Raw genomic sequence first — 14622 nt, 5'->3', positions numbered from 1 at the left:
TGGGGCGACTGCAGCGGCGTACACGCCATGCGCCGGTTTCCATCCGGGTGAATTACCCAGCCGGATGAGGACACCTCACCCCACGCCCACGGATAGTTGTCGTTGGATCCGGCTTGTGGGCCCCGGACCGACGGTCCTGTTCGGGCAAGCAGATCGGTCGCAACGACCTAGGCGGCAACAATCGACGAGGAGAAGAGGCCGAAGCATGGCTGAACTCGAGTTCTTCGACACCCCCGGGTACGGCGAGATAGCCCGCACTCGAAACCACTACCGCCAAGCTCTTCGCATCGGTGATCGCATTGAGATCTCCGGCCAAGGTGGCTGGGACGCGGACTTCGCCATGCCGGGCACACCCCTGGAGGAGGAGATAGTCCGGGCGTGCGACAACGTTGAAAAGACGCTCGCTGAGGCCGGCGCCACCTGGCGCGACGTCGTGAACGTCCACTCCTACCATGTCCCCACGACCCCTGATTCCATTGGGACTGAACATATGGCGGTGATGGTGGACCAGTTCCGCAAGCGATTCGGCGCGAGTATGCCGCTGTGGACCGCGCTAGGCGTTGAGGCGCTCGCATTGCCCGGCCAGCGTGTCGAGATCGAGGTCGTCGCGATCGTCGACTCGGGCAGGAAGTAGACGTCTGCACTCAGTCGCGAGGTCGGAGGCACGGGTGGACCGAATATTTCATTCCCTGATTGGTGACCCGCCCGGCGCGGTCGATGCGGCCGTCAAAGCCTCGGCGCTATTCCTCACCGCTGCAATCCTCTTTCGTTTCATGGAGCGCCGGACCCTCGCCGAATTCGCGCCATTCGACTGGATCGCTGCGGTGGCGGCCGGAGCCATCGTCGGTCGGGCTGCAACCGCCAGCGATAGCTCGTGGCTGACCGCAACCTCGGCGCTCATCAGTCTTCTCGTCGCCCACGCTGTACTAGCGAGATTGCGCTTCATTCCGGCGATTCGACGTGTCATCGATCCGCCTCTCAAAGTGCTGATCCGCAACGGACACGTCGACCGACGCAACCTTCGTCGATGCGGAATGACCACTGCCGATCTCGAGGCTGTGCTACGACAGCACGGACACGAGAGCTCCGATCGTATTCACCTGGCGATCTTCGAAGCCAAGGGCGCAATCTCGATTTTGTTGACGGATGTAAAGGGGAAACCGGCCGGATGAACCGGAGAGCTACGTCCGGCTTCATGAAGAGAGATCTATCGAAGCGCTTTTCACTACAGCGTATTTCGCTGGCGACGTCGCGGACGGACACAGTTCAGGACAGATGAAGAGGAGGGATTCGATGAGCACCGTGAGCAGCATGCTGGCGACCTATCCCGGGCCGCTTGGTGATATCGACAGCGCCAAACTGATCAGATGTATCGAAGTCTGCATAGAGTGCGCTCAAGCCTGCACGGCGTGCGCGGACTCCGACCTTAGCGAGGAGCGGCTCGCGCATCTCACGACATGCATTCGCACAAACCTTGACTGCGCCGACATCTGCGTGACTACGAGCCGCGTATTGTCTCGTTACACGGCATACGACGCAACCGTCACCCAAGCGGTGCTGGAGGCATGCGCGGTTACGTGTAAGGCCTGCGGCGACGAATGTGATCTGCACTCGGCGCATCATGAGCACTGCCGCATCTGCGCCGACGTGTGACCATGCCTGGTCGCGCATCGCAGCCACCAGCGCGCGTCTGCGCACGGACGGACCGATCCCGGGATAGTTCTCCACCAACCCGGCGGACATCAGCGCACCGCCGGGCGTTACGCCCTCCACGACGAGGGTGTCAAGCCCAGCGCGCGCGGCGTAAATCGCCGCGGTGTAGCCGGCGTGGCCTGACCCGACAACGATGACATCACGAAGCCGGTCCGCGGCCCGCATCAATCGGTGGTGCTCGATGGAGCGGACCGGCGTTCGTCGTCCGCGGGGCCGGCGCGGCGTGGGAGCGTCACTCGGTGTCGGCCTCATAGGTTGATGGCGTGTCCGGTGAGTGCATGGAAGCACTCCTGTAGTCCCTCACCCAGAGTGGGATGGGTGTGCACGTTGCGGGCCAGCTCGGTGGCGGTCAGGTCCCAGAGCTGGGCTGCGGTGAGCTCGGGCAGTAGCTCGCTGACTTCGGCACCGACGAGGTGGGCTCCGAGTAGCTCGCCGTGCGCGGCGTCGGCGATGAGTTTGATGAAGCCCGCCCGTTCGCCGAGGCCGTGCGCCTTTGCGCTGGCCTGCATGGGAAACGTGGCGACGCGAATATCGCGGCCGGTGGCGCGGGCCTGGTCTTCGGTGTAACCGAAGCTGGCAACTTGGGGTTGGCAGAACGTCACTCGTGGCATCATGCGGTAGTCCAAGGGCATGGTCGGCGCGCCGGCGATGGTCTCGGCGGCGACGATTCCCTGGGCCGAAGCGACATGGGCCAGTTGAACTTTGGCGGTGACGTCGCCGATCGCGAAGATGTGGGGAGCCGAGGTGCGCATGTAGTCGTCGATGTCGATTGCCCCGCTCGTCGTGAGGTGCACGCCGAGCCTGTCGAGGCCGAGGTTCTCGACGTTGGGGCAGAATCCGATGCAGATGAACGCGCGGGCGGCGTCGACTGAGGTGGTGTGGCCGCTGCCGTCGGTGTGGGTGACGGTGACGCGGTCGCCTTGGTCGATCACCGCGTCCACTCGGGTATTGGTGTGGATGGGGATGCCGCGGCGTCGGTACTGGCGGGTCAGTTCCTTGGAGACGTCGGTGTCTTCGTTGGGGAGTGCGCGGTCAGCGTACTCGAGAATTTGGACGTCGACGCCGTAGCTGTCGAGGATGTAGGCGAATTCCATGCCGATTCCGCCGGCGCCGATGATGATGATGGACTCGGGTGTCGTCGCATCGAGGATCTGCTGTTCGTAGGTCACGATGTTCTCGCTCAGGGTGGTCCCGGGCAGCGTCCGCACTCGTGAGCCAGTGGCGATGATGGCGTTGTCAAAGCGGAGGGTGCTGGTGCCGCCGTCACGCAGCTCGACGTCGAGTGTGTGGGCTCCGGTGAAGCGGCCCCGCCCGTCGATTTCGGTGATCTTGTTTTTGCGCATGAGGAAGTGCACGCCACGCACCCGGGCGTCGGCGACTTCGCGGCTGCGTGACACGGCACGGGCGTAGTCGAGGTGGATGTTGCCGCGGATGCCGAACTCGTCTGCCTGGTGCTTCAGGATGGAGGCGATCTCGGCGTTGCGCAGCAAGGCTTTTGACGGCACGCAGCCGGTGTTGAGGCAGACCCCGCCCCAGTAGCGTTCTTCGATGATGGCGACGGCCAAGCCGAGTTGGGCTGCGCGGATGCCAGCGACGTATCCGCCCGAGCCGGCGCCGACGACCACCAGGTCATATTCCGGGGGTACTGGTGCACTCATCGCGAGGTGCCTTCCTTGGGTGATAAGTAGATCGTCGGTCGCCGGCGCCGAAACCTTCGCAGGCACATCGGCATCCGACTCGGCTGTTCGTCCCACTCAATCGGCTGGGACCGCCACGAAATGTTCGATGGCGATGACATTGCGCGCGACCCGACTGGTGAGACGATGGCGCGGCAACGCTCTATCGCAAAGTCGCAGTGCCGTTCTGGGGTTCACCGGTTAGTGGCCCTTCTAGTTCGTCCGACTTGCTTGCGGTTTGGCCCGCGGTGTCAATGCGAACCATCGGTGAGACACGGCGGCTTGCCCGAGAGCCGCGACCTGCGTAGAAGCATCCGCAACTCTTTATCGACCAGAGTGTCGCCGAGCCGGGCGAGATGTCATCGCCCTCGTCACCGATTCACCCGGGTGAGGGTGACCGCCGGGCGCGGCCGTTCGGTCGTTCGCGCGTTGTTACTCCGCGGCGGCAACGCTTTCCAAGACCACCGCTACTCCCTGGCCCGAGCCAATGCAGACCCCAATCACCCCGTAACGGGCGCCTCTTTCAGCCAATTCGATCGCCAACGTCAGCAGATAGCGAGCTCCGGTAGCCCCGAAGGGGTGTCCGATCGCCACCGCGCCACCATTGGGTGTCAGCTTGTCATCGGGAACCACGAAACCGTCCAGCTGGTTTGGTAATTCCCGCAACACGCCGAGTGCCTGGGCGCTGAACGCCTCATGCACCTCCCACACGTCGATCTGCTCGGGGACAAGCCCGGCCCGGCGGATCGCGGCCGGAATCGCCCATGCGGGGGCCACCCCCATAATGAGGGGATCGATGCCATAGACCGCGCTCGATATCACTCGGGCTAACGGCTCGATGCCGAGTTCGCTGGCTCGCTCTCCGGAAGCGATGACGACGGCACTGGCGCCATCACTCAAAGGCGAGGAGTTGGCCGCGGTCATTTGAGTCGTTCCGGGCTGGGCCGGTAAAGCCGCCAGCACCTCAGCGGTGGTGTCATCGCGGATGAACTCGTCATGTTCTGCTAGGCGGGCGGGCGCCTTCTTTGTCGCTGGGATCGTCACGGTCATAATCTCTTTGGCCAGTCGACCTCGATCACGAGCGGCCTTGGCGCGTCGCTGGGATCGCAGCGCAAAGGCGTCGATCTCCTCGCGGTTCAGCGAGTAGCGGTCGGCGACATTTTGCGCGGTCTCGATCATGCTGATGTAAGCGTTGCGGGCCAGTAGTACCGCATTGGGCGGTCCTCCAGCACCGCTCCACATGGTGTCGAGCATGACAACCGGACCTCGGGGGCTGAACGCGGCTTCGCCCTTCATCAACGCCCACCCCGACCGCGACATCGACTCGACGCCACAGGCGATACCTAGCCCGAGGTCGCCGGCCTTGATCGCATGGCTGATCGTCACCGCCGCGCTGAGCGATGATCCGCAAAATCTGTTCACGGTGGCCCCGGCCGCGGTGTCAGGAAACCCCGCGGCCAACGCCGCCCAGCGGGCGATGTCGCCCATGCCCTCGTGAGCCGGGTTCACGCACCCCGCCACGATGTCCTCGACGGCATCGAGCGGCACACCCAGCCGGTCACACGCGCCCTTCATCGTCATGCCCAGCAGGTCGTCGGCCCGAATACCCGACAGCGTGCCGCCATAGCGGGTGAACGGGGTCCGTACACCCCCCAACACATAGGCCTCAGTCATCGTCGTACTTTTCGAATGCATCGGGTCCGCAAGGCCTCGTGTGGGTGAGGTGAGCCATCCCGCCGGCTCACCCGGCCACGCTTCCCGAGATTATTCGAGGCGATTCTGACGCACACCACCTAAACCGCCTTGAACTGCTGCAGTCGAATGACGTCAAGCATCATGCGCAGTTGTGATTCCTCTGGGTTGGCGGTGTAGCTATTCAGCCAGACCGCCAGCTTCGAGAATATCGATACCGGCAACGGGATCGGGTTTGACAAGAGCGTGGTGAGGATGCGCTTGATCGCGAGATAGCCTTCCCCGCATCCCAACTCGACGAAGACGAGCGTGCGTTCGTAGCCGGTCAGGCCCGACGTCACCGCATCGGCCAGTAGCCACGCCATGTCTTCATCGGAGATGGTCGGCCCGGAATTCGTGGGACGCGATTGCGCACGCGAAATGCAACTCGCCGGGTGAAGAGTCGTCGACGACGCCAATCGGGCCAGGGCACGTTTCATGTCAGAAACCACCTGGGTCGATAGTCTCTTTGGCCTCAAAACCTGTGCCCACGTGGTGGTTTCCTTCCCGGGCTCCGCCGGCGGCGGCTGGACGACTCGTTTTTGGCTATGCTTCCGGTCCAGTCGCCACCTACGTGGGCCTAGGCTGCGCCCCGCTGTGTGGCCATGAACCCGGCGACATCTGCTCTTCGATAAGCATGTCCGCACGCGGGGTGAATCGTCATCACCCAGCTATCTGCTCGCCCGGGTGATTCGTGCGATGCGTTCAGACGGAACGGAACCGGCGTAGCGGCATTCGTCTGGTGACCACTGGTGATTGTGCGGTGAGGCAGACCCCTCCGAAATCATGTTGAAATGTCAAGGTGCGCTGTGTGAATCGGTCTTCGGCCTCGAACCGCAGGGACACCGCGAGCTCAGTGCGTTCGGCGATACCGGTGTAGCGGATAACCACCGTCGGATCACCGCTGATCGTATCCAATCGGATCGGGGCCGTGACCATCTCATACCTGCGTTGAGCGAACCGGGAGCCGGAGGGGGTGGCCCCGATGATATCGACGCAACACTTGGCGATCAGAAGATCGATCTCGCTAACACCTTCGCGGTGACCATGATCGACGCGCTGCCCGTCGGATGCGTCCCGCGCGCCGCGGCGCTCACTAGTGCGCACGCGCCCGTCAATACGACACCCTCACCCATCGTTAATCACGCCCTGGATTCGGCTTTTACCGGTACAGTCGCCAGCGGTAACACCGAGTGAGCGGCAACCTCATCCGCAGAATGTGTCAGTCCGTTTGACCGGCTCCGCCTGTCCGCGGGTGGCGTCGATCGAGTCCGCAAGCAGCCAGAGCGCCAAGCCGATGAGCGCAATGTCCTTCATCAAGAATTCCCCGTCGGCGGACAAAACGGGAAAACCGCCAGCAGACGCCTCGCCGACTCCGGGGGTGGTGATCATGAAACTCAGCGTGATCACGAAGAACAGTGAGGCGAATAGGCCGCCCGCCACGGACGCCTTCGGGAACCACGGCTTGACGGCAAGCAATGCTGCGGTGATCAATTCTATTGATCCGTTCAAGCGACCAAAGGCGTCGATCGACATGATTTCGTACACCCAACTCAGGAGCGGGCTATTGGCCACCCAATGTGAAATGCCGTGGGATTCATAGTAAGTGAACTTCATGGCGCCGAACCAGGCCAGGACTATCACCAGACCGTATCGTGCGGCCACGGGCGCCATGTGAATCGCTCGAAGCCTTGCCCGGCCGCCGGTCAACGTGGTGGTGGCCTCATTGTGTGACATGCGGTCTCCCGTCCTGACTGTGTCGTTTCACCGCATGGCCGGTGCCGAACTGACCGCCTTGGTTGGCGGCGCAGTTGGTCGAGACGTTGATCCAGGCGGTTATCAGTGACCACTATCTCTGCGCAGTGGGCGAGCTGTCTTCATCCGCGCGCACAATTCACCCGGGTGAGACGCCGACGAGGAAAGCTCCTGCGGCACGGATTCTCTTCGATCGCACGGGTGCATCATCCGTCGGCTCGCCGAGGTGATCACTGGAGGCTTTCTCGGATGAGATGATTCCCGGCCGGTGCGGTTTGGGGCGGGAAGGCGGATTACAGCAGGCCGAGTTCTCGCGCCCGGCCGACCGCCGTGCTGCGTTGCTCGACGCCGAGCTTGCGGTAGATGGCGCGCTGGTGGGTCTTCACGGTATTGAGCGAGACGTATAGCCGCTCGCCGATTTCACGTCGCGATAACCGGGTTGCGAGCAGGCGAAGAACCTCGAACTCTTTGGGGGTCAGCTCCTCAGTGACCGGGCACCGCTCATGGCGCGACGTCACCGCGACGCCCGCCCTCCGCTCTGCCGGAGCCAGCAGTGTCGAGGCGATGCCGGTGTCCGTGCAATCGCGCACCAGTGTGCCGACCTCCTCGAGGATTGCCCTGGTGGTCTCGCGGTCGCCGAGATGCTCGATGATCTCCGCTTTGACCGACAGCGCCTTGATCACCTCGGGGATTGCTCCTCCTTGGCGCGCGGACATGACGGCCATGTCGGCGGCGGCGAGTGCTGCAGCCGCGTCACCGCGCACCCGGAGGAGTTTGGCCGTGGCGAGAGACACCATCACGTCGACGAGGTGTTCCGGATCCGCCAGGTCCCGGGCGCTGCCAGAGGCCCGGCGGATCTGACGTTCGGCGTCCGCCAGCTGGCCATCTTCGGCTGAAATCAGTGCCAAATGGCCCAACGCGTATGTGCGGACGCGACGATCGCACACCTTCTCGGCCAGGTGTGCGGCCCGCCGGAAGGCGGCTTGCGCCTCACGGGTGCTGCCAGAGAAGTACAGCGCGGCTCCATATATGCAGTAGGCGCTGGATTGGCCCAGCGGTCCTTCGGCGAGATCGAGGGTGATAGCCCGCCGAGCGGTGTCCAGCGCCGCGCCGACGTCCGCCGTCTTCAGCGAGTGAATCGCGCGCAACACGACGACCTGAGCGCAGACAGCGCTGTCATCCGCGCCGTCGGCCGGCTGTCGGCCTTCAATGGTCCGGATCCACTGGGCCGCGCCGTCGAGTTCACCAACGCTGAGGGCGATCCACGCGCGGGCCACGCTCAGCCTCGGATCCTGTCGAACGGTTTCTTCGGGCAGCAGATCAAGCATGCCCGAGACGGTCGAGACGCCGCCCCCGTTGAATTCGTCGACCCAGTCCGCGGCGATCAGGTCTGCGCTTCGCGCGATATCACCGCCGGCGACCAGGTGGCGGACCGCCTCGTCGATGAGGCCCTCGCTCTCGAACCAGGTTGCGGCTCGTCGGTGCAGATCGGCGACGAGGTCGGGCTCGCTGCGACGCAGTTCGGTGCGCAGCAACTCTCCGAACAGCTGGTGGTAGCGATACCAGTGACGCGAGCTGTCCAGTGGCACCAGAAACAGGTTTTCACGTTCGATCTGCTCCAACACCAATGCTGAGCCAGACGTTTGCAGCAACGCATCGCACAGCGCAGCGCTGAGCCGTCCCAAGATCGACGTGCGTAACAGAAAGCTGCGCAGCTGGAGTGGCTGACCGTCGAGCACCTCGGCCATCAAGTAGTCGACGATATGGCGATTGTCGCCGGCGAACGTCCGGATGAACGCGGCGGCATCAGCGCGACCGGCAAGCGAGAGAGCGGCGAGGTAGAGGCCGGCAGCCCAACCCTCGGTGCGTTGGTGCAACAGTTGAATATCTGCGTGGTCTAAGTCCAGTCCGAGCACGTCATTCATCAGATGGGTCGCCTCGATAGCGCCGAACCGCAAATCGTCGGTGCGGATCTCAGCAAGCTCACCGCTCGCCCTGAGTCGAGCCAACGGCAACGCCGGATCCGATCGGGTGGCCAATACCAAGTGCAGATTCGCCGGCATCCGGCTGATAAAGAACGCAAGCTGTTCATGGACTGCTCGATTTGCCACCAAGTGGTAGTCATCGAGGATGAGCGCCGTCGGGCTTTCGATCGTGTCCAGATCATTCAGCAGCGTAGGCAGAACCACCTGCACTGGGTCGGCGCCCAACGCGAGGAGTTCGACCGCGCGAATCCCCACCCCGGGATTGGTCTTCTGCAGCGCGGCGACCACGTACATCCAAAACCATACTGGGTCGCTGTCAGCGGGATCGAGTGACAGCCAGCCAAATCGCCTGTCCTCACCCGCAGCCAGGGCCCACTGCGCCAGCAATGTCGTCTTGCCCCATCCCGCCGGCGCGCTCAGTAGGGTCAGCTTGCAGCGGCGCCCCGCCGACAGTGCGTCGAGCAAGGCGGTGCGGTGAACGAGCTTGGCCGCAATGGCCGGGACGTGCAGTTTGGTGCCGAGCAGAATCGTGCGGGCGGCGGCGGCTTCTCCGACCCCGTTGTCGCTGTCGTTAGCTGACCCAGTCATGTCCGAACTCCGCGAATGCGTTGAATCCACCAGCCCGGGTGGAAAACTCGGTGTTGATGCCTCCGGAGTGGGCGCTCGCGTCTCGGTATCCCAGTTTGTCCCGGCGGGGGCGGCCAGGCTCGTCGTGACGGGCAGTAGCCGTGAACCCGTTGAGTCAGATGCGTTCCCCGTGATGACCTCTGGCGTGCGTCGCCGGTGGCCGTTTGGGCCGGCGGGCCCTCGTCCCACCACCGGCTCAACGGTTTTCTCGCGAGCCACGCTAATGCTGTGTCCGCTCACCGCAATTTCCCTCTTCTCGCATCGATGCGATGACTCCGTGTCGCGACATGCGGTGACCGAGGTGTCAACATGAAACGCCGTGAGAGCGCCAGGGTGCTCATGGTCGTCGGGTAACCAACACGTATCCACCGACGCCGAATACGACTGGCAACATCATCAGCATCCCCAACACTGTGCTCATCATCGTTTTCTCGATTCCGCTGTGTCGTTTGCTCTCGGCGCCACTTCCTGGTTGAGCGGCCGCGGTCACGGCGTTCCAAGAGTCCACTGACTACGTTGGCAGCGGGGGAGCGCGGTCACCATCGCCCAGCGGGTGATGTTTAGAACCGGGTCGGTGTATACGTAGTGGCTTCGATATTTGACAGCCCTGTCAATCCGACCGCCGCATGAAGGTGAATCACGCCCGACCCCGTCGGCCTAAGTGTGCGTGCAGACGGACGAAGAACCCCATTCGAGACAGCGATGTTGGGACATCCGAGCAACTCTGTGAGACGAAGGCCTGACGCGATCAAAGTCATTGCTGGGAAATGGTTCTCGTTCTTCAGGGCGATCCGTGCGGCGAACAACTGCGGCGATGCGGTCGGCCGGCCGCGGCGGGTCGTGATGTTGGGTACTTTGCATGGTGGTCGGCGGGCTGAGACGCGCTTGCCGCAGCCCCAGCCCGCCGAACGGTCAGCATGAGGATCGCGTAATCCCCGGTGAATCGTGTGCGCAAAGGGGAACCGGACCAACCGGGTCACGACACTCGCTCCTCACCTGCCACGGGTGATGTATTACGCGCCGAAGTGGCATGGCTCATAGGAAAGTCATCGTCTGGCGGCGGGTCTGACGCCGCGCATGCGCCTGCTTCATCGGTCCTGGAATGGTGATAGTCGGCGGCGACGCTGGAGCTGATCGCTTCGGTGACCACCTGCGGGACTTCATGCAAGAGCGTGTGCCCGGCGGCGTGCCGGTGAATGAGAGTCGCCGCCGGGATACCGTCGGCCAACTTGCGGGCATGCCACATCGGCGTGAGCTTGTCCGCTCCTCCGCTGATGATGGTTGTCTTGGCCGTGATGGAGCTCAGGGTCTGAGAGCAGTCGTACTCCCTCAGACCGAGCAGGAAGCCGACTTTGGTCGCCGACGGGGTCGCGTTGACGGCGGCCGCGGACATAGCCACCAACGATTTCGGTGCGGATTCACCGTATCCGCCGTGCCTGGTCAGTGCCGCGCACACCGGACGGGCGAGCAATTGAACAACCTGATCGGTCCCCGCGCGCGGCATGCGGTGTACGAGGTTGTAGATCATGCTTGTCGCCGGGGTGTTCAGCAGCCGACCGAGGCCGTGTGAACCGAGGCTCCCCGCGGCGGTCGCGACGAGAACGAGGCTTTCCGGTTCAACGGGACGCGAGCTGGCTGGCCGGCGTAGATAGGCCAAGGCTGTCATGCCGCCCATCGAGTGTCCCGCCAGGGTGAGAGGGTCTGTAACGCGAAGCGCCACCAGCAGCTCGGCTAGGTCGTCAGCGAGTCGGTCGATCCGGTACGTGTGCATTGGCGCATCGCCGGAGTCGCCGTGGCCGCGATGATCGTAACTGATGATCCGGATGTTGTTGCCCCAGAGGCGAATTAGCTGCGTCATCTGGATATTCCAGGACTCTTTGTTCAGGCAAAAACCATGAAGGAGCACGACCGTATGGCCGGCGGCGTGAGATCCCCAGTCCCGAACGGACAGCGAGACGCCATCGCTCGTGGTAACCGTGCGGTTGCAGGCCAGTGATCGGCGTGTGCCCAGCGTTCGCCTCCGGCCGCGCCGCGTTGCCTGCGTGTGGGACCGTTGCTGCACTCCAAGCGTCGTGTTCAACATTGTCTCGGTCTTTCGCTTGTGTGCTCACCGGCACGGTGTCTGGCCTAGCTGGACCGCCGGGCCGGCGGAGTACGTGATCAGGGTCGACTACTACGGTCGTCGTGCGGCCAGCGCAAAACCATCGCCCGAAGGTTGATGTTTAGGCCCGGATGGATGCAGTACTAGGCGGTCCCGTATTTTGGCGCCGGTCAATCGGAGCCGCGCATCAGCTGCGCCAACTCGCCACGGGAGGCAATTCCCAATTTGGCAAACGCGTTGTGCACGTGTGTCTTCACCGTATGCGGGGAAAGATGCAGTTGCTGCGCGACGGAGCGGTTGGTCGCGCCCTGGGCGATGAGGTTGACTACCGTAAGCTCGGAGTCGGTGAGGCTGTCCCAGCCCCTTTTCGCCCGCGGCTGGGCGACGATGCGCCGTTCCACGCCTAATCGGCGCAACTCGCGGCCGACCCGACGGGCATCTGCAACCGCTTCGCATTGCACAAAGGTGTCGAACGCCTTGTTGAGGCCCTCGATCGCCTCCGCATCGCGTCCGGCGCGCACGAGTTCACCAGCGGCGTCTTCGAGGGCACCGGCGTGGAGAAGCGGACGCCGCGTACTAAGCGCGCCGGCAGCCTCCAAAAGCGCATCGGCGTCACGTTCCAGGATTCCGCGGGCCTGCTGGGCGACCGCCGCGAACAACGCCACACCGGGCCGCTCGCGTTCCAGCACCTCGATGCTCTGCAGCACTCGCGCGCGCAGCCCGGCGTCCCCGGCTGCCGAAGCCACCCGCGCTGTCAGCGTCAGCTGATCGAACACGTTGGGCCACAGCGGTGTGATGACACGCGCGTTCTTGCCCCCGAGCCAACGCGCCGCGTCGCCAACGTCGCCGCGGTCCCACGCGGCAAGGGCGACCACATAAGCCGCGCCGCCGGACAGCAAGGGCGAGGTGCTGGAATACAGGGCTGTCGACTCAGACACCAAGTCTTGCAATAACTTTCGGTCGCCTGTTCGCGTCGCTACCTCAGCCAGAACAAGAATGCGCTCAATGTTGACCTCGGTACCGTTGGCCCATTCACGCCGAGGCAGCGCCTCGATGGTGTCACGCGCCGCGGCCAAGCGACCCGCCGCCGCGTGAACCATCCCGCCGAGATGGGTCCAGCCGGGAAGCGCCATCGCGTTGCGTTCGCGACGGGCCTTCTCGGTGCCCTCGGCGACCTGCACGCTGGCCTCCTCCAAGCTGCCCACGCAAACAATCAGGCCTGCGCGCCGCTTGGCGGCATATATGCCGCCGAGGGTTGCCTTGCCCCCGCGCGTCAGTACATCGACCTCGTCCATGCGCCGAAGTGCGCGCACCGCATAACCGTCCTGGTAGTCGTTCAGGGCAAGCGCGGTAGCGCTGACGATCCGGGCTTCCACATCACCGGTCGCGGCGGCTTCGGCCGCGGCCGCTTCCGCGGCCGAAGCGTCCGCATGCAGGCCGTTGACCACCTCGAAGTAGGCCACCCATGCCTGATGGCGCGCCCTGATGATGTCGTTGATGCCGACCAACTGCAGCGCGCGACGTAGCTCGGCAATGCGTTGCGCCGGATCCTCGGTGCCCGCGGCGATGCCCAGCCGAATCTCGGCTTCGTCGTCTTGGGACAGCTGCGTGGCGAGCGCGCTGTCGGCAAGCGCCTGAGCCTCGTCATAACGGGTCGCTCGATTCAGTAACTCCACCGTTTCGGCGACCAGTGGGCCGCGCTCAGCGTCGTTGGCGGGCAGTAGCTCTAGTGCGCGCTTGCTCAAGTCCGCGGCCCCGCTGGCATCGCCGCGGCCGACCGATTGGGCGGCTAGGCGCAGGGCGTCGATCGCCTCGCGGTCTCCGGGTTCGGCGCTGCGTGCCAGCTGGGTGGCGACCTCGGCTGGGGCCGCGCCCATCCCGAGCATGACCGAGGCGGCTTGGCGCTCCATGGCCCGCCGCAGGGACTGCGGCAACGACTGGCGGGTGGCCTCGCGCAGCAAGTCGTGCCGAAACCTCAACCGCTCGCCGTCTTCGATGAAAAGATCCGCGCGCACCGCCTCCTCGAGCGCCGACAGCAACGAGGCGGGTGAGCGTTCCAGCATCGCGGCCAGCAAGCCAGCCGAGAACCGGTCGGGCAGCACCGCGGCCACCCGCACCACTTCCGAGGCGCCATTGGAGAGCAGGTCAAGTCGCTGCTGCATACCGGCGCCCAGCCGCCGCGGCAACCCCTGTCCGGTGACCATCGCGCGCCCGCCGGAGAGATTGAGCCTGCCCTCCTCGCCGAGCCCCCCGACAAGCTCGCTGACCAAAAACGGGTTCCCGTGCGCTTTGGCGGCCAGATTCAGCAGCGACGCATCCGCCCGCGCCCGCACCGCGTCTTGAACCATGTCGGCGACCGCATCCGGCGTCATGGCCCCTAATCGCAAGAATGTGGCATTCGCGCGTTGCAGCACCGACAACGTCTGCTGCACCGCCGGCCGACTGGCCCCGGTGCGGGCCGTCAATACCCACAACACAGCGACATCGGGCCGCATCGCGGCCAGCGACCGCAGCGCCAACAGAGTGGCGCTGTCGGCCCAGTGAATGTCCTCCAGGACGATGACCAGCGGCGTTTTCGCGGCCGCCGCATGAATGGCTTCGGCCAAATCGTGGACCACCCAGTAGCGGAGATCCGCCGAGGTGCCCAAGCGACGCAACGCCTCCGCATCACCGACCGGGGGCTCCGCGCGCAGGGTTGCCATGAACAGCGAGAAAAACGGCACCGTCTGCTGATATTCGAACGCCTCACCGAACAGTGCCCGAACACCGGCCTTCTCGGCAAGCAACAAGACCTCGGTGAGCAACCGGCTCTTGCCGATGCCCGGTGGGCCCTCGATGACGAGCACACCCCCGCGCCCCCGGGCCACCGCATTGACCCGCGCGCCAACCGTTTTCAGCTCGTCTGCCCGCCCTCGAATCGGCGAGGTGATCAAGCGTTGGCCGCCGACATCAAATAGGCCGGTTGAAGACCCCACGGGAATCCCTGTCTTCCATCTACCGGACTGCCACTGCAGTGCACACCATTCTAGGTGTG

General features: G+C 64.3%; 11 protein-coding genes and 1 pseudogene. 3 read left to right on the top strand and 9 right to left on the bottom strand.

What is annotated here, in order from left to right:
* The first annotated feature begins 205 nt into the window (after positions 1-205).
* The 3 genes from A5691_RS19080 to A5691_RS19070 all read left to right on the top strand — a co-directional run bounded on the left by A5691_RS19080 (position 206) and on the right by A5691_RS19070 (position 1653).
* Positions 206-634 carry a Rid family hydrolase gene (locus tag A5691_RS19080; protein ID WP_067275617.1) on the top strand — a complete coding sequence of 143 codons (429 nt, stop codon included), beginning with the start codon at positions 206-208 and terminating at the stop codon, positions 632-634.
* Between the two features lie 34 nt (positions 635-668).
* On the top strand, positions 669-1172 hold the full coding sequence (locus tag A5691_RS19075) for a DUF421 domain-containing protein (RefSeq protein ID WP_067275613.1): 504 nt from the start codon (positions 669-671) through the stop codon (positions 1170-1172).
* Positions 1173-1293: 121 nt separating this feature from the next.
* Complete coding sequence (locus A5691_RS19070) at positions 1294-1653, top strand: four-helix bundle copper-binding protein (RefSeq protein ID WP_067275712.1); 360 nt, start codon at positions 1294-1296, stop codon at positions 1651-1653.
* Positions 1654-1671: 18 nt separating this feature from the next.
* Here A5691_RS19070 and A5691_RS28090 read toward each other — a convergent pair.
* The 9 genes and pseudogenes from A5691_RS28090 to A5691_RS19030 all read right to left on the bottom strand — a co-directional run.
* A pseudogene (locus A5691_RS28090) lies at positions 1672-1878 on the bottom strand (FAD-binding protein); the annotation flags it as partial.
* Positions 1879-1961: 83 nt separating this feature from the next.
* Positions 1962-3371, bottom strand: coding sequence for a dihydrolipoyl dehydrogenase (gene lpdA, locus A5691_RS19065; RefSeq protein WP_068016959.1), 1410 nt, complete (start codon positions 3369-3371; stop codon positions 1962-1964).
* A 450-nt stretch (positions 3372-3821) separates the two neighbouring features.
* A complete protein-coding gene (locus A5691_RS19060) occupies positions 3822-5063 on the bottom strand; it encodes a thiolase family protein (protein WP_068016956.1) in 1242 nt (413 codons plus the stop codon).
* Between the two features lie 119 nt (positions 5064-5182).
* Positions 5183-5560 (bottom strand): tryptophanase, encoded by a 378-nt coding sequence (locus A5691_RS19055; protein ID WP_231981001.1) that lies wholly within the window; start codon positions 5558-5560, stop codon positions 5183-5185.
* Between the two features lie 265 nt (positions 5561-5825).
* Positions 5826-6227 (bottom strand): hypothetical protein, encoded by a 402-nt coding sequence (locus A5691_RS19050; protein ID WP_068016952.1) that lies wholly within the window; start codon positions 6225-6227, stop codon positions 5826-5828.
* A 99-nt stretch (positions 6228-6326) separates the two neighbouring features.
* On the bottom strand, positions 6327-6857 hold the full coding sequence (locus A5691_RS19045; protein WP_067275600.1) for a YkgB family protein: 531 nt from the start codon (positions 6855-6857) through the stop codon (positions 6327-6329).
* A 311-nt stretch (positions 6858-7168) separates the two neighbouring features.
* The gene (locus A5691_RS19040) at positions 7169-9448 is read right to left on the bottom strand and encodes a LuxR C-terminal-related transcriptional regulator (RefSeq protein WP_067275596.1); all 2280 of its coding nucleotides are present in this window, start codon (positions 9446-9448) and stop codon (positions 7169-7171) included.
* A gap of 1015 nt (positions 9449-10463) precedes the next feature.
* Positions 10464-11570, bottom strand: a complete 1107-nt coding sequence (locus A5691_RS19035) for an alpha/beta fold hydrolase (RefSeq protein ID WP_082950410.1) — start codon at positions 11568-11570, stop codon at positions 10464-10466.
* A 188-nt stretch (positions 11571-11758) separates the two neighbouring features.
* A complete protein-coding gene (locus A5691_RS19030; protein ID WP_156675618.1) occupies positions 11759-14563 on the bottom strand; it encodes an AAA family ATPase in 2805 nt (934 codons plus the stop codon).
* Positions 14564-14622: the final 59 nt, after the last annotated feature.

Origin of the sequence: Mycobacterium sp. E183 (genome assembly GCF_001667735.1) — a bacterium.
Taxonomy (GTDB): domain Bacteria; phylum Actinomycetota; class Actinomycetes; order Mycobacteriales; family Mycobacteriaceae; genus Mycobacterium.
Note: the sequence above shows the minus strand (reverse complement) of the source record. Positions and strands in the feature narration are given on the sequence as shown.

What these genes read in the sequence shown, in the direction of transcription:
- A5691_RS19055 (WP_231981001.1), bottom strand. Translation starts at nt 5,560, where the DNA reads ATGAAACGTGCCCTGGCCCGATTGGCGTCGTCGACGACTCTTCACCCG.
- A5691_RS19045 (WP_067275600.1), bottom strand. Translation starts at nt 6,857, where the DNA reads ATGTCACACAATGAGGCCACCACCACGTTGACCGGCGGCCGGGCAAGG.
- A5691_RS19060 (WP_068016956.1), bottom strand. Translation starts at nt 5,063, where the DNA reads ATGACTGAGGCCTATGTGTTGGGGGGTGTACGGACCCCGTTCACCCGC.
- A5691_RS19035 (WP_082950410.1), bottom strand. Translation starts at nt 11,570, where the DNA reads ATGTTGAACACGACGCTTGGAGTGCAGCAACGGTCCCACACGCAGGCA.
- lpdA (WP_068016959.1), bottom strand. Translation starts at nt 3,371, where the DNA reads ATGAGTGCACCAGTACCCCCGGAATATGACCTGGTGGTCGTCGGCGCC.
- A5691_RS19040 (WP_067275596.1), bottom strand. Translation starts at nt 9,448, where the DNA reads ATGACTGGGTCAGCTAACGACAGCGACAACGGGGTCGGAGAAGCCGCC.
- A5691_RS19080 (WP_067275617.1), top strand. Translation starts at nt 206, where the DNA reads ATGGCTGAACTCGAGTTCTTCGACACCCCCGGGTACGGCGAGATAGCC.
- A5691_RS19070 (WP_067275712.1), top strand. Translation starts at nt 1,294, where the DNA reads ATGAGCACCGTGAGCAGCATGCTGGCGACCTATCCCGGGCCGCTTGGT.